Here is a 23,588-nt window from a genome sequence, read left to right as displayed (position 1 = left end):
GACAGGCGCCCGTCAAATTCACTAGACTGCGCATCCTGCTACTCGCTTCCCGAGATAATAATCCATGTACCGTGACCGTATTCGCCTGCCTTCGTTGTTGGACAAAGTGATGAGCGCCGCCGACGCCGCCGCTCTGATTGAGGACGGCATGACCGTCGGCATGAGCGGTTTCACCCGTGCCGGCGAAGCCAAAGCCGTCCCTCACGCACTGGCCGAGCGCGCCAAGGTCACGCCGCTGAAGATTAGCCTGATGACCGGCGCCAGCCTGGGCAACGACCTCGACAAGCAACTGACCGAAGCCGGCGTACTGTCGCGACGCATGCCATTCCAGGTCGACAGCACGTTGCGCAAGGCGATCAACGCCGGCCAGGTGATGTTCATCGACCAGCATCTGTCGGAAACCGTTGAGCAACTGCGCAACCAACAATTGAAGCTGCCGGACATCGCGGTCATCGAAGCGGTGGCCATTACCGAACAAGGTCACATCGTGCCGACCACCTCGGTGGGCAACTCGGCGAGCTTCGCAATTTTCGCCAAACAGGTGATCGTCGAGATCAACCTGGCGCACAACGCCAATCTCGAAGGCCTGCACGACATCTATATCCCCACGTATCGCCCGACGCGCACGCCGATCCCGCTGGTAAAAGTCGACGACCGCATCGGTAGCACCGCAATTCCGATTCCGCCGGAGAAGATTGTCGCCATCGTCATCACCCAACAGTCGGATTCGCCGTCCACCGTGTCGACGCCGGACGTCGATACCAACGCCATCGCCGAGCACCTGATTACCTTCTTCAAGCAGGAAGTCGACGCCGGGCGTATGACCAACAAGCTCGGCCCGTTGCAGGCCGGGATCGGCAACATTGCCAACGCGGTGATGTGCGGCCTGATCGATTCGCCGTTCGAAGACCTGACCATGTACTCCGAGGTGCTGCAGGATTCGACCTTCGACCTGATCGACGCCGGCAAGCTGAGCTTTGCGTCGGGCAGCTCGATCACCCTGTCGGAGCGCCGCAACAGCGACGTGTTCGGCAATCTGGAGAAGTACAAGGACAAACTGGTGCTGCGGCCGCAGGAAATCTCCAACCACCCGGAAGTGGTGCGTCGCCTGGGCATCATCGGCATTAACACGGCGCTGGAATTCGACATCTACGGTAACGTCAATTCGACCCACGTCTGCGGCACGCGAATGATGAACGGCATCGGCGGTTCCGGTGACTTCGCGCGCAACGCGCATCTGGCGGTGTTTGTGACCAAGTCGATCGCCAAGGGCGGGGCGATTTCCAGCGTCGTGCCGATGGTCAGCCACGTCGACCACACCGAGCATGACGTCGACATTCTGGTGACCGAGGTGGGTTTGGCCGACTTGCGTGGCCTGGCGCCACGCGAGCGTGCGCGGGTCATCATTGATAACTGTGTACACCCGGACTTCCGTCAGGCACTCAACGATTACTTCACGGCGGCCTGTGCAATCGGTGGACACACCCCGCACATCCTGCGCGAAGCCTTGAGCTGGCACATGAACCTGGAAGAAACCGGGCGCATGCTGGCGGTGTAATTCACACAGATAAACCGCTGATGCAAACACAGTTTGCATCAGCGTACTCTCGCGAGTCTCCCACCTGACAAAAACTGTACTGCTGTACTGGTCATTTCCTACAGCATTTGCCTACTTTTCCTATCGAATAGAGCAAAAATGCACCACTTAAGTGCGGACAGGTACAGTTTGCTCTATTTCGACCCGTACACCCCCTTTAAACAGTTAACTGGTCACTCACAATACAGTTGAACTGTATCTAGAGAGACTAGGCAAACGAGAGGATCATGGGCACCAGTCAAACCACTACCTGATCCCGCCACAAGCGGAAGGATGTCAACCATGGAACGTACACTCAGTTCCGAACTGTTCTTCGAAGACAAAGCTGTAAACACCCAGGCTTCTCTGCCTCTGCGCGTTATCGCCAACCTGATGTTGTGGCAGCGCCGCATCTCCAGCCGCCACCAGTTGGCCCGTCTGGATTCGCGTCTGCTGGCTGACGCCGGTATCAGCGAAGCACAACGCTACGAAGAGCTGAGCAAGCCGTTCTGGCGCTAAGTAGCGTCGCTGGCTCTGGTCGTTAGACCCACCGCCAGCAACCCGAATTGAACAAGCAAAACCCGTCGTGGGAAGCCACGACGGGTTTTGTCGTTTTGAGCCTGGAAAATTCCAATACAGCGACTGATCATCCAGATAGGTACAGTTTCAAATATTGGCAATCTGAACCAGTACAATTTTACCCCGGTGTATCTGACTCTCTGTTTGTCACAGGTTCAACATGACTTCCCGCCCTCCTTGGTAAAGGAATACATGATGAATGACTTACAGGATGTTTCAGAAATCTTCAGCCATCGAACCGATCGCCCAAATGCCTTGCGCCGCCTGTGCAGGAGACTTTGGGACAGCCTGGAGCGCGCCAGAACGCGACGCCTGCTGTCTCAACTCGATGGTCGTGATCTCGCCGATCTTGGCCTCAGCCACGCCGATCGCCTCCATGAACTGGATAAACCCTTCTGGCGCTAGCATTCTGCCCACTGTGCGAACTTCGCCAGCAGGCCTAATATCCACGCAGAACGTGGCGAATGCTGTGTCACTGGCGTCTGACTCCTCAGATACCGAGCCACCTCTCAATACGGTTTATCCACAGGAGTTACCCCATGTCCCGTCTTCGTCTGCTCAGCGCTGCCGCCCTGCTGGCCGTGGCTGCCAACGCCAGCGCCACCAGCTTCATCGTCACCACCGACGCCGTTGTCGGTGCTCTGAAGTCCTCGTCCGACGCGACTTCCGATGTCACCTCGTCCTTCCGTGACGACAAAATCGTGCTTGCTGCCCGTGACGACGCGGCCAGCTTCGTCGCCAGCGAAGGCGAAATCCGTGGGGTGAAACTGGAAAGCGCGCTGGATCACATCCGCCATCAAGCGCCACAGCTCAACGCCACGGACGCACAGTTGGCCCAGGCCATCCTGACGATCTAAGCGACTGACACCGTTCGGGGCACGCCGGGCGTGTCCCGATGTTTCAGCGCTGGCTCTGGTCCGGGCATTGCGCTAGCCTTTGGGCTCGCTAACAGTTACCGAGTCCCATGCGTTTTCTTTCAAATCTGCTTATCCCCTCTGTTCTGCTAACCGCTGGCTGGGCGACGTCGGTGGATGCCTTCGATGCCTTTAATGCGTCGACCCAAGGCACCGTCGTCAGTGGTTACGCCACCAGCATGGTGTCTTCCGCACCTTTCGACCGTAAACTACTGCTCGCCGCCCGCGATGACGCGGCCGCATTTGTTGCCAGTGACGGTGATTGGCGAGGTGCTCGTCTGGAATCCGCGCTGCATTACTTGCGCAAAACCCGGCCGAAACTTCATGTCAGCGACCTTGAACTGGCAGAAGCAATTCTCGTCCAATAGTTATCCTGTACCCCCAGTTATCCTTGCCCCTCCGGAGTCGTTCCATGCGTAGCCCGCTGATTGCTGCCGCCCTTGGCCTGTTTTTTTTGGCCGACGTGGCCCAGGCGCACACCCTGGTAGCCACCAGTAACATCATCGTTCGTGCCTCCCAGCGCACTATCGATTTCACCTCCGATACCACCACGTCGATTCGCGATTCGAAAATCATCCGCGAAGCGCACGATGACGCTGCCAGTTTCGTCGCCACTAACGGTGATATCCGTGGCGCGCATCTGGAAGCCGCGCTCAACACCTTGCGCACCCGTGTGCCGGAAGCGCGCGACGCCAGCGATCAGGTTCTCGCCGAAGCCATCCTCGCACTGTGAAGTCACTCGGCGCCTGGCTGCTGGCCGGGGCGTTGTTGCTGCTTGGCAACAGCGCCCACGCCGGCCTGCAACTGCGGCTCAAGGCCGACGGTCTGAGCCCCGCCCAACAACAGGCCAGCCAGGCGCTGATCGATGAGGCGATGCAAAAGCTGCCACCGAGTTTTATCGAGCGGCTGGATCGGCGCATTGATGTCGGCTGGACCGACGACATGCCCGCCAATGCCTACGGCCAGGCCACGCTGGTGTCCGAACTCGATCTGAATCGCAAACTGCTGGCCAGTCTCACTGACGGCAGCGCCGCCAAAGAAAAAACCAATCGCCCCCACGGCACTGTGCGTCAGGAACTGCTCGCCACGGTGCTGCACGAAATCACTCACATTTATGACCGCGCCCGCTTGTGGCCGGATGCGGAGCGCACGCTGATTCAGCGTTGCACGCGTCGTTTCAACAGCGCCGGACTGATCGGCATTCCCGACGAGTGTCGCGGCCAGAACGGCCGCCGCTTCACCCTCAGCGATGATCCGCGTCTGCTCGACCTCGCCGGTTGGCAGCAATACGTCGGCCGTCGTGGCGAACGCGAACAGCACAACCGCCAGATCGCCCGCAGCCCGGATCTGTACGAGATTTCCAGCCCGAAAGAGTTCGTCGCGGTCAACATGGAGTATTTCCTCCTCGACCCGAGCTACGCCTGCCGACGCCCGGCGCTCTATCGCTATTACCAGCAACACTTTGGCTGGGCGCCGCCGGCCAAGGACACTTGCAGCAAGACCTTCGCGTTTTTGAACGCGGGTAACGATTTTGCCAAGCAACCGCTGGGGCAAGTCGATCCGGAGCGGGTTTACGCCGTTGATTATTTGTTGGCCGAGGCCAATCAAAACTGGGTCAGCCGCTGGGGCCACAGCATGTTGCGTCTGGTGATCTGCGCACCGGGCCGCCCACGTGGGCCGGATTGCCGGCTCGATCTGGATCAGCATCTAGTGTTGTCATATCGCGCGTTCGTCGGCGATGTGCAGCTGTCGAGCTGGGACGGACTGGTCGGCAAATACCCGTCGCGCCTGTTCGTACTGCCGCTTGCGCAGGTCATCGACGAATACACCAAGACCGAACTGCGTAGCCTCGCCTCGGTGCCGCTGAACCTGTCACGGGACGAGATCGAAGGCGTGGTCGAACACGCTGCCGAAATGCACTGGAGCTATGACGGCAACTACTTCTTCCTCTCCAACAACTGTGCGGTGGAAGGCCTGAAGCTGTTGCGCAGCGGCAGCAACAACAACCAGTTCGTGGGCCTGGACAGCATCATGCCCAACGGCTTGCTGGAAGTGATGAAGGGCCGTGGTCTGGCGGACACCAGCGTGCTGGATGATCCGAAAGAAGCGCTACGTTTGGGTTACCGCTTCGACTCATTCCGCGATCGCTATCAGGCGATGTTCGATGTGTTGAAGAAGCAACTGCCGATCAAACAGACCACCGTCGAGGAATGGCTTTCGCTGTCCGCCGAAGAACGCCGTGGGTGGTTCGAACGTGCTGACTTGCGTACCAGCGCTGCACTGCTGCTGTTGGAGCAGGCGAGTTATCGACGCCAGTTGCTGCTGGCTCAGGATGAGGTCAAGCAACGCTACTTGGGAGCCCGCGAGCTGGAAAACGGCGGCATGGACAAGGCCAATGCGACCTTGCAGGAGATTCTCGCCAACAGTGGCTTCCTCAGCCGTCCGGCAGAATTGCTCGACGCCAAGGGTTACGGATTACCGCAGCCGACCGAGTTCACTCGACTGGAAGCGGAGAGCAGTCAGCGGCAGAAGAAGTTGCTCGCACTGTCTGGCGATCTCGACGCCGAAGTGCGTAAGTTGCTGGAGCCCAAGCGCGCTGCCGAGATTGCCGCCAGCGAGGAGAATGTGAAACAGATTGGCGCGCATTTGCGCAAATTGCACAAAGCTTCGGGCGGCCTGGAACTGCCCTGAAAAAAAGATCGCAGCCATTGGCTGCGATCTTTTTTATTGCCTGCGAATCAATACAAAACACCATCGAGAATTTCGTAAACGATCCCGGTACCCACCGCGATCAGCACGATATCGCCTCCCGCCCGGCGCCATTCGTAGCCCGGATACACCGGCAAACGACCTAACGCGCGATTGTCCAGACGCTCGCCGTAATAGCCGTGCGGCAACGGCCGGCCACGCTCCAGATGAATCCCCGGCGGCGGCGGTGCACCGCGGACAAAGTAGCCATGATTGTCACGAATGGTCTGGCGTACAGGCCCGAAGTCATGAGGCGGCGGGCCGCCGCGGTGATCATTCTGTGGGCCCCGGTGGTCGTCACCGTGATTGTCGCCGCGGTTATCGTGCTGGCCCTGCTGCGGGCCGCCGTGGTCGTGATCATCGCGCGGATCGGCGCTGGCGAGCAGCGGTGTCGCACTGATCAACAGCACGCCCAATCCGGCCATCAGACGTTTCGGCATTTTCATCGGGTCTTTCCTCACGGCACAAACAGCAAAAAGGGCCTCAGAACGATGTTCTGAAGCCCTCGGTCTTGCTCATTTAGTCTGTGCTTTAAGGTGCTAATTCCTCTGTATCAGGAACTTTACCTTCAGCTGACGCGGGCCTTACGTACGCCCTCGGAAAGTGCCGAGCACAGGCTCAACACACCGTCGACGGCCTGAGCTGGAGTCGTTGCATTGGCGATGTGATCGATCAACGCCGAGCCCACCACCACACCATCGGCCAGACGCGCGATGGCCGCAGCCTGCTCCGGCGTACGGATGCCGAAACCGATGCTGATCGGCAGATCGGTATGACGACGCAGACGGGTCACCGCCTCTTCAACGTGTTCCAGCGTTGCAGCGCCAGCACCGGTCACACCGGCTACCGACACGTAGTAAACGAAACCGGAGCTACCATTGAGTACTTTCGGCAGACGCGCATCGTCAGTGGTCGGCGTGGTTAGACGGATGAAGTCCAGACCCGCAGCCTGCGCTGGGTCGCACAGTTCGGCGTTGTGCTCAGGTGGCATGTCTACGACGATCAGGCCATCGACACCGGCCTCTTTCGCATCAGCGATGAAACGCGGCACGCCATACATGTGAATCGGGTTGAAGTAGCCCATCAGCACCAGCGGGGTATCGCTGTTGCCTTCGCGGAATTCGCGAACCATTTGCAGGGTTTTCACCAGGTTCTGCTTGGCGCCCAAGGCGCGGATATTCGCCAACTGGATCGCCGGGCCATCGGCCATCGGGTCGGTGAACGGCATGCCCAGCTCGATCACGTCGGCGCCAGCGCCCGGCAAGCCTTTAAGGATCGCCAGCGAGGTGTCGTAGTCCGGATCACCGGCGGTGACGAAGGTCACCAGCGCGGCGCGGTTCTGTTCTTTGAGGTCGGCAAAACGGGTTTGCAGGCGGCTCATCAGTGTTTCTCCTGCTTGGATGGCTCTTGTTGAGAGTTTTCCATATGGTGCATGACGGTCTGCATGTCTTTGTCGCCCCGGCCCGACAGGTTGACCACCATCAGGTGATCTTTAGGCAGCTTCGGCGCACGTTTGAACACTTCAGCCAGAGCGTGAGCGCTTTCCAGGGCAGGAATGATCCCTTCCAGGCGGCAGCATTTGTGGAACGCATCCAAGGCTTCGTCGTCAGTCACCGAGGTGTACTGAACACGACCGATGTCATGCAACCATGCGTGTTCCGGGCCGATGCCCGGGTAGTCGAGGCCGGCGGAAATCGAGTGGGCGTCGATGATCTGGCCATCGTCGTCCTGTAGCAGGAAAGTGCGGTTGCCGTGCAACACACCCGGAACGCCACCGTTCAGGCTCGCTGCGTGCTTACCGGTTTCGATGCCGTAACCGGCCGCTTCAACGCCGATGATCTCGACGCTCTTGTCGTCAAGGAACGGGTGGAACAGGCCCATCGCATTGGAACCGCCACCGATGCACGCCACCAGGCTGTCCGGCAGACGACCTTCCTGAGCCTGCAACTGATCGCGGGTTTCCTTGCCGATAACGGCCTGGAAGTCGCGAACCATCGCTGGATAAGGGTGCGGGCCGGCCACGGTGCCGATCAGGTAGAACGTGCTGTCGACGTTGGTCACCCAGTCACGCAGCGCCTCGTTCATCGCATCTTTCAGGGTGCCGGTGCCGGCAACCACCGGAATCACTTCAGCGCCCAGCAGCTTCATGCGGAACACGTTGGCCTGCTGACGTTCGATGTCAGTGGTGCCCATGTAGATCACGCAATCCAGACCGAAACGCGCAGCGACGGTGGCAGTCGCCACGCCGTGCATGCCGGCGCCGGTCTCGGCGATGATGCGTTTTTTGCCCATGCGTCGCGCCAGCAGGATCTGGCCGATGCAGTTGTTAATCTTGTGCGCGCCGGTGTGGTTGAGCTCTTCGCGCTTGAGATAAATCTTCGCGCCGCCGCAGAACTCGGTCAGGCGTTCGGCGAAATACAGTGGGCTCGGACGTCCGACGTAGTCGCGCTGGAAGTAGGCCAATTCTTCTTTGAACGCCGGATCTTCCTTGGCCGCTTCGTATTCGCGGGCCAGATCGAGGATCAACGGCATCAGGGTTTCTGCCACGTAGCGGCCACCGAACGAGCCGAACAGGCCGTTCGCGTCAGGGCCGTTACGCAGATCAGAGGTGTTCGAAGTCTGGGTCATGAGTCGCTCCAGGTGAATTCGGGTGAGAAGACAATGACGACCACTCTACCCCTGACCTTCCAGGCTGAAAACCGATAAGATCGCCACAACCTGTCAGGAAAACTCACAGATATCATGAGCCACGACCTTCCTCCGCTGAACGCCTTGCGTGCGTTCGAAGCCACCGCCCGGCTGAACAGTGTCAGTCAGGCTGCCGAGCAGCTGCACGTCACTCATGGTGCGGTCAGTCGTCAGCTCAAAGTGCTCGAAGAACACCTGGGTGTCAGCCTGTTCGTCAAGGATGGTCGCGGCTTGAAACTCACAGATGCCGGCATGCGTTTGCGTGATGCCAGTGGCGAAGCTTTTGATCGGCTGCGCAGTGTTTGCGCCGAGTTAACCCAGAGCACCGCCGATGCGCCGTTTGTGCTCGGCTGTTCTGGGAGTTTGCTGGCGCGATGGTTTATTCCGCGTTTGGGGCGATTGAATGCTGATCTGCCGGATTTGCGTCTGCATCTGTCGGCGGGTGAAGGCGATCTTGATCCTCGGCGACCGGGACTGGATGCCTTGTTGCTGTTCGCCGAAACACCATGGCCGGCCGACATGCAGGTCTACGAACTGGCCGCAGAACGCATAGGCCCGGTCATGAGTCCACTCTTCAGCGGTTACCAACGCCTAAAAACAGCGCCAGGCTCAGAGCTGCTCAGTGAACCGCTGCTGCACACTACTTCCCGCCCACAAGCCTGGCCAAGCTGGGCACAGCAAAACCACCTCGATGTCAAAGCAATCAAGTTGGGGCAAGGTTTCGAGCATTTGTATTATTTGCTGGAAGCAGCCGTCGCTGGTCTCGGCGTAGCGATCGCACCGGAACCGCTGGTGACGGAAGATTTGAAAGCCGGTCGCCTGGTTGCGCCGTGGGGCTTCTGTGAAACCCCGGCGCAACTGGCATTGTGGCTACCCAAGCGCGCCGCAGACGGGCGCGCCCGGCAACTGGCGCAATGGCTCAAGAACGAGCTGCGCCAAGGCGATCACTCGCCGCGCTTGAACAGCAAGTAAGCGGCCAGCAGACCGATTGCACCGACCGCCACACCAGCGGTCGTCCACGGATGTTCCTGCGCGTAATCGCGGGTGGCGATCCCGGTTTCGCGGGTTTTCACTTTGACTTCTTCATAGGCATCGCTGAGCAGGTGGCGCGAGTGCTTCAGCGCGCTTTCGGCATTGCTTTTCAGCGCCTTGAGGGTCTTGCGCGACTCGTCCGAAGCGTCGTCCTTCAGGCTTTCCAACGACTTGAGCAGACTCTCGATCTCGGCTTCCATGCTTTGCAACGAGGCTTTACGTAAAGAGGTGTTGGCCATGGTGGCTCTCCTGCATTGGTGATGAGTGGCGTGTGTTGGTTGGGACTTCAGCGGTTTGAGAAAGTGCAGAAAATCTGAACTTCGTCTGCGCACGGCCGCCGAAATCAACAGTGCAGATTCACTGCTAGTCTCAATTCCACACGCCAAGGAGATCGTTATGAGTGACCATCACACGTACAAGAAAGTCGAGCTGGTCGGTTCGTCCGCCAGCAGCATCGAAGACGCCATCAACAACGCGCTGGCCGAAGCCAACAAGAGCATCAAGCATCTTGAGTGGTTTGAAGTGGTCGACACCCGTGGCCACATCAAGGACGGCAAGGCTGCGCACTTTCAAGTGACGCTGAAAGTCGGCTTCCGCATTGCCAGCAGCTGAGTTTGGTCTAGTCTTCTGAACTTGCGCGCTGGCCGAGTGCCATAGGAATGGCAAAGCGCTACAGGGTGGCCGCATCGAGTGAACGACTCGATGCCCGCCTCTTTTAATCCGACCAGGGAGTGCGACCGATGAAGAAGTTCATGTTGGCAGTAGGTTTGTTGAGCCTTGCGGGTGGTGCGTTTGCTGCCGGCAAGCCTTGTGAAGATTTGAAAAGCGAGATTGCGGCGAAGCTGGATGCCAAAGGTGCGTCCAATTACTCGCTGGAGGTTGTCGATAAAGGCGCCGCGGCTGACGGGAAAGTGGTTGGCACCTGCGAAGGTGGTACCAAGGAAATCGTCTACAAACGTGGTTGATCGCGTGTGAAATACAAAAAGCCGACGTGAAGGCGTCGGCTTTTTTGTGTCCGGGATTTGGGATTTTTGGTGGGTTTGAAATCGAACCCCCTCACCCCAGCCCTCTCCCCCAAGGGGTAGAGGGGAAAGGGAGCAGATCTTCATTGTTTTCAGAACCTGAGTTCGACCGAAGAATTTCACGTCGGCGTATCTCGAACATCCACCTCGGTCAGTCCCCTCTCCCTCCGGGAGAGGGTTAGGGTGAGGGGCTTTTCAGCCCTTCATCACCTGCGCCAGCAACTCGTACGAATGCACCCGATCAGCGTGCTCATACAAATCACTGGTAAAAATCAGCTCATCCGCCTGCGTCTGCTCAACCAGCACCTCAAGCTTGGCGCGGATCTTCTGCGGGCTGCCAACCATCGCCAGCCCAAGGAAATCCCCCACCGCCTCACGCTCATGCGGCAGCCACAAGCCGTCCATGGTTTTCACTGGCGGACGCTGCACCAGGCTCTGCCCACGCATCAAGGCGAGAATGCGCTGATACACCGAGGTCGCCAGGTAATCGGCTTGTTCATCGGTATCCGCCGCCACCAGCGGCACGCCCAGCATCACGTATGGCTTGTCGAGCACCGCCGACGGCTTGAAGTGATTGCGATAAACGCGGATCGCTTCATGCATGAAGCGCGGGGCGAAATGCGAGGCAAAGGCGTAGGGCAAACCGCGCTCACCGGCCAGTTGCGCACTGAACAGGCTGGAACCCAGCAACCAGATCGGCACATTGGTGCCCGTGCCCGGCATAGCAATCACGCGCTGATCCGGGGTACGCGGGCCGAGGTAGCGCACCAGTTCGGCAACATCTTCGGGGAAATCATCAGCGCTGCCGGAGCGTTCACGGCGTAAGGCACGGGCGGTCATCTGGTCGGAACCCGGCGCGCGGCCCAGGCCGAGGTCGATCCGGCCCGGATACAGACTTTCGAGGGTGCCGAACTGCTCAGCGATTACCAGCGGCGCATGGTTAGGCAGCATCACGCCGCCGGAGCCGACGCGAATGGTCGACGTCCCGCCCGCCAGATAACCGAGCAGCACTGAAGTGGCGGAGCTGGCGATGCCGTCCATGTTGTGGTGTTCCGCCACCCAGAACCGCGTGTAGCCGAATTTCTCGACGTGCTGCGCCAGGTCCAGCGAGTTGCGCAGCGATTGCGCCGGGCTGCCGTTCTCGCGCACCGGCACAAGATCGAGGGTGGAAAATTTTACGTCGGACAGTTGTTTCATAAACCTGCGTCTCCGAGTGGGGAGGCAGGTTTTTCTTGCGAACGAAAACCTGCCGAATTCATAAGCGTGTTTTGTGCAATGAGGGCATATACCCGAGTTTCAATAGCCGAGTCGAAATTTCCTACTAAAAAAGTCAACGATTCAGTCGGGCTGAACTTTGCTGCGGCGTCTATCCTCAGAAGCCTTGCAAGTAAAACCACGACGGCGCGGCGTTTCCGCGCCAGATCTTGAGGAGGCAGACATGGCTATCGTGAAGAAAGCATCCGCACATTGGGCAGGCGATCTGAAAACCGGCATCGGCTCGATCTCCACCGAAACCGGTGTCCTCAGAGAAGCACCCTACGGTTTCAAGGCGCGCTTTGAGGGCGGTAAGGGCACCAACCCGGAAGAGCTGATCGGCGCGGCGCATGCCGGTTGTTTTTCCATGGCGTTTTCGATGATTCTGGGCGATGCGGGCCTGAAGGCTGACAGCATCGATACTCAGGCTGAAGTGACCCTCGATCAGGTAGAGGGCGGGTTCGCGATCACCGCGGTGAAGCTGATCCTCAAGGCGAAAATCCCGGGTGCGTCACAGGCGCAGTTCGAGGAGCTGAGCAACAAGGCCAAGGAAGGGTGCCCGGTGTCGAAAGTGCTGAATGCGAAGATTACGCTTGAGGCTTCTTTGGTCAGCTAATTTGTCGCTGGCTGATCTGACGCCTTCGCGAGCAGGCTCGCTCCCACAGGGATTCGTGTGGCACACAGTTCCAATGTGGGAGCGAGCCTGCTCGCGAAGGCGATTTCGCAATCGACACAGGTCTGAAACCAAACATACAAGTTGTGAGCGAAGTCAGAACCCTCGCTGTAAAAATATGGTCGAATAAGTGACAGCAGCTTCAGCGCACGCCCGTGCGCGCTGCCTCAGGGAGCTTCACTCATGAAACGTATTGGCTTGGCGATCCTCTGCAGTGCACTGGCCACTTCTGTCATCGCGGCACCCAAAGACTGCGAAGAACTGAAAAAAGAAATCGAAGTAAAGATTCAGGCCAAAGCCGTGCCGTCCTACACACTGGAAATCGTCAGCAAGGAAGAGGCCGATAAGCACGATGTGGCCATGGTGGTCGGTTCATGTGAGAACGGCACCAAAGCGATCATCTATCAGAAAAACGACAGCTGAGTCGCCTCAGATAATGCAATCGGAGTCGTAATCCTCGGCAACGATTTCGCGCTTGGCGTTGTACAGCCGGGCACTCGGGGTGAACCCCAGCGAACGCCCCTCAAGCACATACCGCTGCCCTGCCTCGAAATGGTCGTAGCGGATATACAGGTAGCAAAGTCGCTCTACCGGTCCGGTCATCAAACTGCCGCCACCGCCAAACACTTCGAAATCGAAGCGCACGCGCAATTCGTGACTGCCGGGAGTGACCTGAAAGTAACGCCCGTCATTCAGTCGTTGTTTGTCGAGGCGCTCGGCCATGAGTACTTTGCCGCCGGGGGTCGGCGTCGAGAAGTCGACCCAGGCCATGTGCGGATCGACCGGCGGCAACGGCGTCTGGCAACCGGCGACAAGACTGGCAACGAGCAACAACAGCAACTGGCGCATGATGAATATCCACGGATCTGAATATCCAGCATAGCGCCGATCAGGTGCTCTGACAGCCTGCTGGCGTGCCTTGGCCTACGACTTTGCGCTGCTCGTCATAGAGCTTGGCCCATGGCCGAAAACCAATGCTGCCAGCCTGCAACTGATAACGTTGGCCGGCATTGAAGTCCTTGAATTTCACGCTCAACTGGCAATCACGCCACAACGGTTCAGCGTCGGGACCGATGTTGGTCGCGGCCACCGGAAACTGATAACGCACCTTCAATTCATGGCTGCCTGGCTGCACTTCAAAATAACGTTTATCGTCGGTCACGCTGCTATCGACCTTCAGCGCTTGCAAGGTTGTGTCCTGTTGCCGGGCATCGAGATCGACCCAGGCTTGTGAAGGATCAGGATCGGGCATTCCGAATCCGGCACAACCGGCCAGCGTCAGCAGGCCTCCTGACAGCATCAACATGCGCATAGCGGTGCTCCTTAAGGCGGGATAGTCTTGCGGACAGACTTTCCGGGGGGATTTCTTATTTTGAGCAGGCCGTTTCCAAGCCTTGGGTTACTTGATCGCGTTTTTCGGGTTTTGTTTCCGGGTGTGATGTTTTTGTTGCTCAACGGTTGCGCCAGCGTCAGCTATTACGCTCAGTTGGCCAACGGTCAGTTGCAATTACTGCACGCGCGCGAGCCTGTGGAACAGGTGATCAATGACCCGAGCCGCGACGCGACACTGCGCGCGCATCTGGCCCAGTCACAAAAGGCGCGCGCCTTTGCCAGCGAGCATCTGCACCTGCCGGATAACCAGAGCTATCGTCTCTACGCCGACATCCATCGCCCGTACGTGGTGTGGAATGTGTTCGCCACTCAGGAGTTCTCCCTGACGCCGCAAAACCACTGTTTCCCGATTGCCGGCTGTGTGGCTTATCGGGGTTACTACAGTCAGGGCGCGGCGCGCGGCGAAGCAGCAATTCAACGCCTGCAAGGCATGGACGTATCGATTGGTGGCGTTGAGGCCTATTCGACGCTTGGCTGGTTCAACGACCCGATCCTCAATTCGATGATGGGCTGGGGCGATGAGCGTCTGGCCACGCTGATCTTTCACGAGCTGGCGCATCAGCGCTTTTATGTAAAGGACGACACCGAATTCAACGAATCCTTTGCCACGTTTGTCGAGCAGGAAGGTACGCGCCAGTGGCGGTCGTTTCGTGGGTTACCGGCGGATACAGATTCACGGCTGAAGCAGCGCGATCAGTTTATTGAGTTGGTGCTCGATACCCGCTCACGGCTGGACAAGCTCTATGCGCAGCCATTGCCCACTGAACAAATGCGCGAACGCAAAGCGGCCGAGTTCGAGCAGTTTCGCCGGGATTATCGGGTGATGAGGGACAGTCAGTGGGCCGGGGACAAGCGTTATGACGCTTGGGTGAATGCGCCGTTGAACAATGCGCGGTTGTTGCCGTTTGGCCTGTATGACCAATGGGTGCCGGCGTTTGCGGCGTTGTTCAAAAAGGTCGGGGGGGATTGGCTGAGGTTTTATGCGGAGGTTGAGAGGTTGGGTCGGTTGCCGGTGGCTGAGCGTAAGGCGGCACTGAAGGCAATGGCACAATCCTAATGATCTCGGGGCACAACAGGCCCCTTCGCGAGCAGGCTCGCTCCCACATTGGATCTGTGTGCCACACGAATCCCTGTGGGAGCGAGCCTGCTCGCGAAAGCAATTTGATCAGCGCTGCAAAAACGCCTGATGCAACGCGGCCAGCGTTTCAAAGTGATAAGCCGGCGCCTCGGCATTCAACTCTTCAAAACTGCCAAACCCATAACCGACCGCCGCCGCATCCAGCCCATTGCTGCGCGCACCGATCAGGTCATGCTTACGGTCGCCGATCATCAGCGTATTCGCAGGATCCAGCCCTTCTTCCTTGATCAGATGCGCAATCAGCTCAACCTTGTTGGTGCGCGTGCCGTCCAGTTCGCTGCCATAAATCACCTTGAAATGCCGGGCAAAATCAAAATGCCGGGCAATCTCGCGGGCGAATTCCCATGGCTTCGAGGTGGCGATATACAGCTGCCGTCCCTGCCCGCTCAGGGTTTCCAATAACGGCGTGACGCCATCGAACACACGGTTTTCATACAGGCCAGTGACTTTGAAACGCTCGCGATAAAAATTCACCGCCTGCCACGCCTTGGCCTCATCAAAGTCATAGAACTGCATAAACGCCTGCAACAGCGGCGGGCCGATGAAGTGTTCGAGTTTGGTCAGGTCCGGCTCATCGATGCCGAGTTTGGCGAGGGCAAACTGAATGGAACGGGTGATGCCCTCACGCGGGTCGGTCAGGGTGCCATCGAGGTCGAACAGTACGGTTTGGTAGTGCATGGGAATTCCTGGGCAGTCGCCAATTCGATTCAGAGTGTGTCGTAGCCTTCGGCCAGGTGCAGATCCTTGAGCTTCACGTAGTTCGCCGCGCTGTAGGTGAAGAAGGCTTTTTCCTTGTCGGTGAGCGGACGCACCTGTTTTACCGGGCTACCGACATAAAGGAAGCCGCTTTCCAGACGCTTGCCCGGCGGCACCAGGCTGCCGGCGCCGATGATCACGTCGTCTTCAACCACCGCGCCGTCCATGACGATGCTGCCCATGCCGATCAACACGCGGCTGCCGACGCTGCAGCCATGCAGCATGACTTTGTGGGCGATGGTCACGTCGTCGCCGATCAGCAGCGGGAAGCCGTCGGGGTTGAACGGGCCAGCGTGGGTGATGTGCAGCACGCAGCCGTCCTGCACGCTGGTGCGCGCACCGATGCGGATGCGGTGCATGTCGCCACGGATCACGGTCAGCGGCCAGACCGAGCTGTCTTCACCGATTTCGACGTCGCCGATTACCACCGCCGAGGCGTCGACAAACGCGCCTTTATTCAAGCGTGGGGTGTGATTCTGGTACTTGCGAACGGACACGATAATTTCTCTCTCTGTCGCCGATAGCTGCGGTGAATGCCGATTGTAATTAAGATGGGGCAATGTTTCCCCAGCCAAGGTGCCAACCGTGAGCGTGAACAACCCTCTGCTGCAGTCCTATGACCTGCCACCGTTCTCCACGATCCGTGCCGAACACGTCCTGCCCGCCATCGAAACGATCCTGGCCGACAACCGCGCCGCCATTGCCGAAATTCTCAAGACTCAAGTCGAGAACCCGACCTGGGCCGGCCTGGTACTGGCGATGGACGAACTCAATGACCGCCTCGGCGCCGCCTGGAGCCCGGTCAGCCACCTCAACGCCGTGTGCAACAGCGCCGAACTGCGCGAAGCCTACGAGTCGTGCCTGCCAGCCTTGAGCGCCTATTCCACCGAGATGGGCCAGAACCGTGAACTGTTCCAGGCTTATGAAGCACTGGCCAACAGCCCCGAAGCCGCCGGCTTCGACGTGGCGCAAAAGACTATTCTGGAACACGCCCTGCGTGACTTCCGTCTGTCGGGTATCGACCTGCCGGAAGCCGAGCAGAAACGCTACGCCGAAGTGCAAAGCAAACTGTCCGAGCTGGGCAGTCGTTTCTCCAATCAACTGCTCGACGCCACTCAGGCATGGACCAAGCACATTACCGACGACGCCGCCCTCGCCGGCCTGACCGATTCGGCCAAGGCGCAAATGGCTGCCGCCGCTCAGGCCAAAGGCCTCGATGGCTGGCTGATCACCCTGGAATTCCCGAGCTACTACGCGGTGATGACCTACGCGCAAGACCGTGCATTGCGTGAAGAAGTCTACGCCGCCTACTGCACCCGCGCCTCGGATCAAGGCCCGAACGCCGGCCAGAACGATAACGGCCCGGTGATGGAAGAGATCCTCGACCTGCGTCAGGAACTGGCCAAACTCTTGGGTTTCGCCAGCTTCTCCGAGCTGAGCCTGGCGACGAAAATGGCCGAGTCCAGCGATCAGGTGCTGAGCTTCCTGCGCGATCTGGCCAAGCGCAGCAAGCCGTTCGCCGCGCAGGATCTGCAACAACTGCGCGCCTACGCCGCCGAACAGGGCTGCGCCGATCTGCAAAGCTGGGACAGTGGTTTCTACGGCGAAAAGCTGCGTGAACAACGCTACAGCGTTGCTCAGGAAACCCTGCGCGCCTACTTCCCGATCGACAAAGTGCTGGGCGGCCTGTTTGCCATCGTTCAACGTCTGTACGGCATCGAGATCGCCGAACAGAAAGGCTTCGACACCTGGCACCCGGACGTGCGCCTGTTCGAGATCAAGGAAAACGGTCAGCACGTCGGCCGCTTCTTCTTCGACCTCTACGCCCGCGCCAACAAGCGTGGCGGTGCGTGGATGGACGGCGCCCGTGACCGCCGCCGCACTGTCGACGGCGTGCTGCAAAGCCCGGTGGCCAATCTGGTGTGCAACTTCACCCCGGCCGACAGCGGCAAGCCTGCGCTGCTGACCCACGATGAAGTGACCACGCTGTTTCACGAATTCGGTCATGGCCTGCATCACCTGCTGACCCGCGTTGATCACGCCGGTGTTTCCGGCATCAACGGCGTGGCGTGGGACGCGGTCGAGCTGCCGAGTCAGTTCATGGAAAACTGGTGCTGGGAGCCAGAAGGCCTCGCGCTGATTTCCGGTCACTACGAAAGCGGCGAGCCGCTGCCGCAGGATCTGTTGGAAAAAATGCTCGCGGCGAAGAACTTCCAGTCCGGCCTGATGATGGTCCGTCAGCTCGAGTTCTCGCTGTTCGACTTCGAACTGCACGCCACCCACGGTGACGGCCGCAGTCCGCTGCAAGTGCTTGAAGGCGTGCGTGACGAGGTGTCGGTAATGCGCCCACCGGCCTACAACCGTTTCCCGAACAGTTTCGCGCACATCTTCGCCGGCGGTTACGCAGCGGGTTACTACAGCTACAAGTGGGCTGAAGTGCTCTCGGCCGATGCCTTCTCGAAGTTCGAAGAAGACGGCGTGCTCAACGCAGAAACCGGTCGCGCCTTCCGCGAAGCGATTCTGGCGCGCGGCGGTTCGCAGGCACCGATGGTGCTGTTCGTCGACTTCCGTGGCCGTGAGCCGTCGATTGACGCACTGTTGCGCCATAGCGGCCTGAGTGAGGACGCGGCAGCATGAGTGAGGGGCCTGTGATTACCAAGAAGCGCTTTATCGCCGGGGCAGTCTGCCCGGCGTGCAGCGAGCCGGACAAATTGATGATGTGGAACGAGGACAGTGTGCCGCACCGTGAGTGTGTGGCTTGCGGTTACTCGGATACGCTCAACGAGCAAGGGCTGTCGGTACCGAAAGAGCTGGGCACGCGGGTCAACACCAGCGCGCTGAACAAACCTGCACCGGACAAAACCGTGCAGGCGGTGCAGTTCTTTCCGAATCCGAAGCTGAAGAAAAAGACTGAAGACTGAGTCGCTGCTTAGCCTTCCACGACGCAATGTCGTGGAAGGTATCGGTTACTTCAGATTGACCGACTGAAACCAGCTCTTCATCGAGCAAGTGGCGAACGCGCTGGTGCTGCAATCACCATTGGCCAGCGCCGTGCGCAGCTTGTCGACATCGGCCTGCATCACGTAACGCACGCTGTCGCGAAAATGCCCGCTCTCCCCAAAACCGCCTTGGGTCATCTCGCTCAAGGCGTCTTCTTTGCTCCAGCCCTGCACCACCACCCGATACATCGCCGCCATCAGGCCAGTGCGGTCGGAGCCGTGTTTGCAATGCATCAACACCGGGCCGTTGGCTTCGGCAGCCTGAATCGCACGCAGCGTCTTGAGCACATCGGCGTCGTCGACGTGGTTGGTGCGATACGGCAGTTGCACTTGATTGATGCCAGGCTCGGACAACCAGTTGCTATCGGCCTCCGGCAGGAAGTTGATCACCGTGGCGACTTTGAGATTTTTCAGCAACGGCACCGCACCGCCATCCGGCAACGCACTGCGGTAGAGCGTCGGCGACATCTGAAACAGGTTGTATTGCACTTCGACCGGTTGCGCCCATTCAGTCGGGCGGACGGCCGTTGCCGATGCGGCGTGGGCCGGCATCCAGGGCAGCAGGACTACAAGCGATAAACACAAAGCAGAGAACAAACGCACTCGGGACATGCTGGGTGACCGTGTCGGGATTCATCGATGAGAGGAGCCGCAGCTTCGATGTTCAGCGGTCAAAGCCCCGTGAGCCATTTGTAAAAGAATCGTGAATCAGCGCTGTTTCATTGAGTTCAGCCAATAAAAACCGCTCTTTTTTCCACTGAATCGGTTCACCTGGAAGCTTAGCCTGCTACCATTTGTCACACGATGTTGCAGACGCGTCCCCCTTTTCCGGGTCAGACCGAATCCGTCTCGACGATAAATCCTCAAGCCGTTCGCAGAAACGGCTACCCCTGATGCCTGATGAGGTGCACCCCATGTCTGATGAAAGTCGAGACAACCCGCGGCGTGATTTTTTGCGCAAATCCCTGACCCTGATCCCGGTGGTCACCCTGGCCGGTACCAGTCTGGGCAGTAGCGTCCTGCAAGCCGCGCCTGAAGCAGCGCCGGCAGCACCCGCGCCGCAGCCTGTTCGAGCGGATGCCGGTGTTTATCAGCCGAGCTACTTCACCGCCGAAGAATGGGCGTTCATCAACGCTGCCGTCGCGCAGTTGATCCCCAACGATGCCCAAGGCCCGGGCGCGCTCGAAGCCGGTGTGCCGGAATACATCGACCGCCAGATGAACACGCCATACGCCGCCGGTGCCCTGTGGTACATGCAAGGCCCGTTCAATGCCGACGCCGCGCCCGAGATGGGCTGGCAGAGCAAACTGGTACCCAAAGAGATCTATCGCCTCGGCATCGCTGCCACGGATCAGTGGGCAAAATCCCTCAACGGTAAAGTATTTGCTGAGCAAGACAGCGCTACCCGAGACGATTTGCTCAAGCAACTCGAAGCCGGCAAACCACAGTTCGACGCGGTTCCGGCGAAGATTTTCTTCAATCTGCTGCTGCAAAATACCAAGGAAGGGTTCTTCTGTGACCCGATCCACGGCGGCAACAAAGGTATGGTCGGCTGGACCATGATCGGCTTCCCCGGCGCCCGCGCCGATTTCATGGATTGGGTGGAACGCAACGAACAATACCCCTTCCCGGCAGTTTCGATTCGCGGCGAGAGGGCGTAAGCATGGCAACGGTAATGAAGAAGGTTGATGCAGTCATCGTCGGTTTCGGCTGGACCGGCGCGATCATGGCCAAGGAACTGACCGAAGCGGGTCTCAACGTGCTGGCGCTGGAGCGCGGGCCGATGCAGGACACCTACCCCGACGGCAACTACCCGCAGGTGATCGACGAACTTACCTACAGCGTGCGCAAAAAACTCTTTCAGGACATCTCCAAAGAGACCGTGACCATCCGCCACAGCGTCAACGACATCGCCCTGCCGAACCGCCAGTTGGGCGCGTTCCTGCCGGGCAATGGGGTCGGTGGTGCCGGCCTGCACTGGTCGGGCGTGCACTTCCGGGTCGATCCGATCGAGTTGCGCATGCGCAGCCACTACGAAGAGCGCTACGGCAAGAGCTTTATCCCCAAGGACATGACCATCCAGGACTTCGGCGTCAGCTATGAAGAGCTGGAGCCGTTCTTCGATTTCGCCGAGAAAGTCTTCGGCACCTCGGGTCAGGCGTGGACCGTGAAAGGCCAACTGGTCGGTCAGGGCAAGGGCGGCAACCCGTACGCGCCGGACCGTTCCAATCCGTTCCCGCTGGAAGCGCAGAAGAACACGGTGTCCGCACAGCTGTTCGGCAAAGCGGCTACAGAGGTCGGCTACAAACCCTACAACCTGCCGTCCGCAAATACCTCCGGGCCTTACACCAACCCTTACGGCGCGCAGATGGGGCCGTGCAACTTCTGCGGTTTCTGCAGCGGTTATGTTTGCTACATGTACTCCAAGGCTTCGCCGAACGTGAACATTCTGCCGGCGCTGAAGCCGCTACCGAATTTCGAGCTGCGCGCCAACGCCCACGTGCTGCGCATCAACCTCGACAGTACGAAAAGCAAAGCCACCGGCGTGACCTACATCGACGGCCAGGGTCGCGAGATCGAGCAACCGGCGGATCTGGTGATCCTCGGCGCGTTTCAGTTGCACAACGTGCGTTTGATGCTGCTGTCCGGCATCGGCAAGCCATACGACCCGATCACGGGCGAGGGCGTGGTCGGGCGTAACTTTGCCTACCAGAACATGGCGACCATCAAGGCGTTCTTCGACAAGGACACCCACACCAACAACTTCATCGGCGCCGGCGGCAACGGCGTGGCGCTGGACGATTTCAACGCCGACAACTTCGACCACGGCCCGCACGGCTTCGTCGGCGGCTCGCCAATGTGGGTCAACCAGGCCGGCAGCCGGCCGATTGCAGGCACCTCGAACCCGCCGGGCACCCCGGCCTGGGGCAGTGACTGGAAACGCGCGACCGCCGATTACTACACCCACCAGGTGTCGATGGACGCCCACGGCGCGCATCAGTCCTACCGGGGCAACTACCTCGATCTCGATCCGGTGTACCGCGATGCCTACGGTTTGCCGCTGCTGCGGATGACCTTCGACTGGCAAGAAAACGACATCAAGATGAACCGTTTCATGGTCGAGAAAATGGGCAAGGTCGCCGAAGCGATGGGCCCGAAAGCCATTGCGGTGATCGGCAAGAAAGTCGGTGACCACTTCAACACCGCGTCGTACCAGACCACCCACCTCAACGGTGGCGCGATCATGGGCACCGATCCGAAGAAGAGCGCGCTGAACCGTTATCTGCAGAGCTGGGACGTGCACAACGTTTTCGTGCCGGGCGCCTCGGCGTTCCCGCAAGGCCTGGGCTACAACCCGACCGGCCTGGTTGCCGCACTGACCTATTGGTCGGCGAAAGCGATCCGCGAGCAGTACCTGAAAAACCCCGGCCCGCTGGTTCAGGCTTAAGGAGCGATGACCATGAAGAATTTCGTTATCGCGACCCTGGCGCTGCTCGGCAGCGCCTCCATTCATGCGGCTGACGTTGATCAAGCGTTGATCAAACAAGGCGAATACCTCGCCCGTGCCGGTGATTGCGTGGCTTGCCACACCGCCAAGGGCGGCAAGCCGTTCGCCGGTGGTCTGCCGATGGAAACGCCGATCGGCACGATTTACTCGACCAACATCACCCCGGACAAAACCGGCGTTGGTGAATACAGCTTCGAAGACTTCGATCAGGCTGTACGCCATGGCGTCGCCAAAAACGGTAGTACGTTGTACCCGGCGATGCCGTATCCGTCCTACGCGCGTGTCAGCGAAACCGACATGCAAGCGCTGTACGCGTACTTCATGCACGGCGTCGCACCGGTCGCGCAGGAGAACAAGGCCAGCGACATCCCGTGGCCGTTGAGCATGCGCTGGCCGCTGATGGGCTGGCGCTGGATGTTTGCGCCAAAGGTCGAGGACTACAAGGCGACAAGTGCCGACCCGGTGATCGACCGTGGCGCCTATCTGGTCGAAGGTCTCGGCCACTGCGGCGCCTGCCATACGCCACGTGCGCTGACCATGCAGGAAAAATCCCTGAGCGCCGCTGACGGCAAAAACTTCCTCGCCGGCAGTGCGCCGCTGGAAGGCTGGATCGCCAAGAGCCTGCGCGGCGACCACAAGGACGGCCTCGGCAGCTGGAGCGAAGAGCAACTGGTGCAATTCCTCAAGACCGGGCGCAGCGACCGCAGCGCGGTGTTCGGCGGGATGAGCGATGTGGTCACCCACAGCATGCAATACATGACGGATGCCGATCTGACGGCGATAGCCCGCTACCTCAAGTCGCTGCCGGCCACTGATCCAAATGATCAGCCGCATCAGTACGATGAGAAAGCCGCCAAAGCCCTGTGGAACGGTGACGACAGCCAGCGTGGTGCGTCGGTGTACATCGACAACTGCGCGGCGTGCCACCGCACTGACGGCCACGGCTACACGCGGGTGTTCCCGGCGCTGGCGGGCAATCCGGTGCTGCAATCGGAAGACCCGACATCGCTGATCCACATCGTGCTCAAGGGCGGTACCCTGCCGGCGACGCACACCGCGCCGTCGACCTTCACCATGCCGGGTTTTGCGTGGCGCTTGTCGGATCAGGAAGTGGCGGATGTGGTGAGTTTCATCCGTGGCAGTTGGGGTAATAAAGGTGCGCCGGTGAAAGCTGCCGATGTGGCCAGCTTGCGCAAGAACGATATGCAGACCACTTCCGGGGATGACCTGGGGCAAGTCACCACGCATAACTGACTGTTGGAGTGCCTGGCACGTTGATGCAGCATGAGTTTTTTGTGCTGTATCAGCG

At 59.4% G+C, this 23,588-nt stretch carries 28 protein-coding genes; 18 read left to right on the top strand and 10 right to left on the bottom strand.

Translation table 11 applies throughout. From position 1 onward, the window contains the following. The first annotated feature begins 64 nt into the window (after positions 1-64). The 7 genes from A8O26_RS02715 (at position 65) to A8O26_RS02685 (ending at position 5,760) form a co-directional block, all read left to right on the top strand. Complete coding sequence (locus A8O26_RS02715) at positions 65-1,558, top strand: acetyl-CoA hydrolase/transferase family protein (protein ID WP_008081132.1); 1,494 nt, start codon at positions 65-67, stop codon at positions 1,556-1,558. 321 nt (positions 1,559-1,879) lie between these two features. Next, a complete protein-coding gene (locus A8O26_RS02710; RefSeq protein ID WP_007911656.1) occupies positions 1,880-2,095 on the top strand; it encodes a DUF1127 domain-containing protein in 216 nt (71 codons plus the stop codon). A 255-nt stretch (positions 2,096-2,350) separates the two neighbouring features. Then, positions 2,351-2,560 carry a DUF1127 domain-containing protein gene (locus A8O26_RS29265; RefSeq protein ID WP_081265145.1) on the top strand — a complete coding sequence of 70 codons (210 nt, stop codon included), beginning with the start codon at positions 2,351-2,353 and terminating at the stop codon, positions 2,558-2,560. Between the two features lie 134 nt (positions 2,561-2,694). Next, positions 2,695-3,012, top strand: coding sequence for a DUF2388 domain-containing protein (locus A8O26_RS02700; RefSeq protein ID WP_007953908.1), 318 nt, complete (start codon positions 2,695-2,697; stop codon positions 3,010-3,012). Positions 3,013-3,119: 107 nt separating this feature from the next. Continuing rightward, a complete protein-coding gene (locus tag A8O26_RS02695) occupies positions 3,120-3,437 on the top strand; it encodes a DUF2388 domain-containing protein (protein WP_064116640.1) in 318 nt (105 codons plus the stop codon). Positions 3,438-3,481: 44 nt separating this feature from the next. Continuing rightward, complete coding sequence (locus tag A8O26_RS02690) at positions 3,482-3,802, top strand: DUF2388 domain-containing protein (RefSeq protein ID WP_064116639.1); 321 nt, start codon at positions 3,482-3,484, stop codon at positions 3,800-3,802. Beyond that, the gene (locus A8O26_RS02685; protein ID WP_064116638.1) at positions 3,799-5,760 is read left to right on the top strand and encodes a DUF7844 domain-containing protein; all 1,962 of its coding nucleotides are present in this window, start codon (positions 3,799-3,801) and stop codon (positions 5,758-5,760) included. The genes A8O26_RS02690 and A8O26_RS02685 overlap by 4 nt, the downstream gene beginning before the upstream one ends. A gap of 47 nt (positions 5,761-5,807) precedes the next feature. Here the strand turns inward: A8O26_RS02685 and A8O26_RS02680 are convergent, their stop codons facing one another. The 3 genes from A8O26_RS02680 to trpB all read right to left on the bottom strand — a co-directional run bounded on the left by A8O26_RS02680 (position 5,808) and on the right by trpB (position 8,445). Then, positions 5,808-6,263, bottom strand: a complete 456-nt coding sequence (locus tag A8O26_RS02680; RefSeq protein ID WP_064116637.1) for an anti-virulence regulator CigR family protein — start codon at positions 6,261-6,263, stop codon at positions 5,808-5,810. A 122-nt stretch (positions 6,264-6,385) separates the two neighbouring features. Beyond that, positions 6,386-7,198, bottom strand: a complete 813-nt coding sequence (gene trpA / locus A8O26_RS02675; RefSeq protein WP_064116636.1) for a tryptophan synthase subunit alpha — start codon at positions 7,196-7,198, stop codon at positions 6,386-6,388. Then, entirely contained in the window at positions 7,198-8,445 is a 1,248-nt protein-coding gene (gene trpB, locus A8O26_RS02670) for a tryptophan synthase subunit beta (protein ID WP_064116635.1), read from the bottom strand. Before trpB ends, trpA begins: the two co-directional genes overlap by 1 nt. A gap of 114 nt (positions 8,446-8,559) precedes the next feature. On the opposite strand from trpB, the gene A8O26_RS02665 reads away from it, so the two are divergent. Then, on the top strand, positions 8,560-9,477 hold the full coding sequence (locus tag A8O26_RS02665) for a LysR family transcriptional regulator (RefSeq protein ID WP_064116634.1): 918 nt from the start codon (positions 8,560-8,562) through the stop codon (positions 9,475-9,477). Here the strand turns inward: A8O26_RS02665 and A8O26_RS02660 are convergent. Next, entirely contained in the window at positions 9,450-9,776 is a 327-nt protein-coding gene (locus A8O26_RS02660; RefSeq protein ID WP_007911686.1) for a DUF883 family protein, read from the bottom strand. The genes A8O26_RS02665 and A8O26_RS02660 overlap by 28 nt on opposite strands. A 157-nt stretch (positions 9,777-9,933) precedes the next feature. On the opposite strand from A8O26_RS02660, the gene A8O26_RS02655 reads away from it, so the two are divergent. Together A8O26_RS02655 and A8O26_RS02650 are read left to right on the top strand one after the other, a co-directional pair. Further along, positions 9,934-10,149, top strand: a complete 216-nt coding sequence (locus tag A8O26_RS02655) for a dodecin (RefSeq protein ID WP_007911688.1) — start codon at positions 9,934-9,936, stop codon at positions 10,147-10,149. 128 nt (positions 10,150-10,277) lie between these two features. Then, the gene (locus A8O26_RS02650; RefSeq protein ID WP_064116633.1) at positions 10,278-10,502 is read left to right on the top strand and encodes a DUF1161 domain-containing protein; all 225 of its coding nucleotides are present in this window, start codon (positions 10,278-10,280) and stop codon (positions 10,500-10,502) included. A 252-nt stretch (positions 10,503-10,754) separates the two neighbouring features. On the opposite strand, the gene A8O26_RS02645 is transcribed toward A8O26_RS02650, so the two are convergent. Beyond that, positions 10,755-11,756, bottom strand: coding sequence for an LLM class flavin-dependent oxidoreductase (locus A8O26_RS02645; protein ID WP_034152274.1), 1,002 nt, complete (start codon positions 11,754-11,756; stop codon positions 10,755-10,757). A 241-nt stretch (positions 11,757-11,997) separates the two neighbouring features. On the opposite strand from A8O26_RS02645, the gene A8O26_RS02640 reads away from it, so the two are divergent. Next, positions 11,998-12,429 carry an OsmC family protein gene (locus A8O26_RS02640; protein ID WP_064116632.1) on the top strand — a complete coding sequence of 144 codons (432 nt, stop codon included), beginning with the start codon at positions 11,998-12,000 and terminating at the stop codon, positions 12,427-12,429. Between the two features lie 240 nt (positions 12,430-12,669). After that, the gene (locus tag A8O26_RS02635) at positions 12,670-12,909 is read left to right on the top strand and encodes a DUF1161 domain-containing protein (protein ID WP_064116631.1); all 240 of its coding nucleotides are present in this window, start codon (positions 12,670-12,672) and stop codon (positions 12,907-12,909) included. Positions 12,910-12,915: 6 nt separating this feature from the next. Here the strand turns inward: A8O26_RS02635 and A8O26_RS02630 are convergent, their stop codons facing one another. After that, positions 12,916-13,335: a hypothetical protein gene (locus tag A8O26_RS02630; protein ID WP_064116630.1), complete on the bottom strand. Its 420-nt coding sequence runs from the start codon at positions 13,333-13,335 to the stop codon at positions 12,916-12,918. A gap of 40 nt (positions 13,336-13,375) precedes the next feature. Beyond that, complete coding sequence (locus A8O26_RS02625; protein ID WP_064116629.1) at positions 13,376-13,798, bottom strand: hypothetical protein; 423 nt, start codon at positions 13,796-13,798, stop codon at positions 13,376-13,378. A 60-nt stretch (positions 13,799-13,858) separates the two neighbouring features. Here A8O26_RS02625 and A8O26_RS02620 point away from each other — a divergent pair, with 60 nt between their 5' ends. Next, a complete protein-coding gene (locus tag A8O26_RS02620) occupies positions 13,859-14,935 on the top strand; it encodes an aminopeptidase (protein WP_064116628.1) in 1,077 nt (358 codons plus the stop codon). 108 nt (positions 14,936-15,043) lie between these two features. Here the strand turns inward: A8O26_RS02620 and A8O26_RS02615 are convergent, their stop codons facing one another. Further along, complete coding sequence (locus A8O26_RS02615) at positions 15,044-15,694, bottom strand: HAD family hydrolase (protein WP_064116627.1); 651 nt, start codon at positions 15,692-15,694, stop codon at positions 15,044-15,046. 29 nt (positions 15,695-15,723) lie between these two features. Continuing rightward, positions 15,724-16,269 carry a gamma carbonic anhydrase family protein gene (locus A8O26_RS02610; protein WP_064116626.1) on the bottom strand — a complete coding sequence of 182 codons (546 nt, stop codon included), beginning with the start codon at positions 16,267-16,269 and terminating at the stop codon, positions 15,724-15,726. Positions 16,270-16,357: 88 nt separating this feature from the next. Here A8O26_RS02610 and prlC point away from each other — a divergent pair, with 88 nt between their 5' ends. After that, on the top strand, positions 16,358-18,409 hold the full coding sequence (gene prlC / locus A8O26_RS02605) for an oligopeptidase A (protein WP_064116625.1): 2,052 nt from the start codon (positions 16,358-16,360) through the stop codon (positions 18,407-18,409). Next, positions 18,406-18,693: a YheV family putative zinc ribbon protein gene (locus A8O26_RS02600; RefSeq protein WP_064116624.1), complete on the top strand. Its 288-nt coding sequence runs from the start codon at positions 18,406-18,408 to the stop codon at positions 18,691-18,693. Before prlC ends, A8O26_RS02600 begins: the two co-directional genes overlap by 4 nt. Before the next feature lie 45 nt (positions 18,694-18,738). Here A8O26_RS02600 and A8O26_RS02595 read toward each other — a convergent pair whose 3' ends face one another. Beyond that, positions 18,739-19,383 carry a dual specificity protein phosphatase family protein gene (locus tag A8O26_RS02595; RefSeq protein WP_064116623.1) on the bottom strand — a complete coding sequence of 215 codons (645 nt, stop codon included), beginning with the start codon at positions 19,381-19,383 and terminating at the stop codon, positions 18,739-18,741. Positions 19,384-19,685: 302 nt separating this feature from the next. Here A8O26_RS02595 and A8O26_RS02590 point away from each other — a divergent pair, with 302 nt between their 5' ends. Genes A8O26_RS02590 through A8O26_RS02580 form a run of 3 tightly spaced genes read left to right on the top strand, consistent with a single transcriptional unit; the run spans position 19,686 to position 23,533 of the window. Continuing rightward, on the top strand, positions 19,686-20,432 hold the full coding sequence (locus A8O26_RS02590; protein WP_064116622.1) for a gluconate 2-dehydrogenase subunit 3 family protein: 747 nt from the start codon (positions 19,686-19,688) through the stop codon (positions 20,430-20,432). A 2-nt stretch (positions 20,433-20,434) separates the two neighbouring features. Beyond that, on the top strand, positions 20,435-22,219 hold the full coding sequence (locus tag A8O26_RS02585; RefSeq protein ID WP_064116621.1) for a GMC family oxidoreductase: 1,785 nt from the start codon (positions 20,435-20,437) through the stop codon (positions 22,217-22,219). Between the two features lie 12 nt (positions 22,220-22,231). Further along, positions 22,232-23,533 (top strand): c-type cytochrome, encoded by a 1,302-nt coding sequence (locus tag A8O26_RS02580; RefSeq protein ID WP_064116620.1) that lies wholly within the window; start codon positions 22,232-22,234, stop codon positions 23,531-23,533. The last annotated feature ends 55 nt before the right edge of the window (positions 23,534-23,588 follow it).

This window comes from Pseudomonas fluorescens (assembly GCF_001648775.1).
In the GTDB taxonomy this organism is placed as follows: domain Bacteria; phylum Pseudomonadota; class Gammaproteobacteria; order Pseudomonadales; family Pseudomonadaceae; genus Aquipseudomonas; species Aquipseudomonas fluorescens_M.
This window is presented reverse-complemented; position numbering and strand designations above follow the sequence as displayed.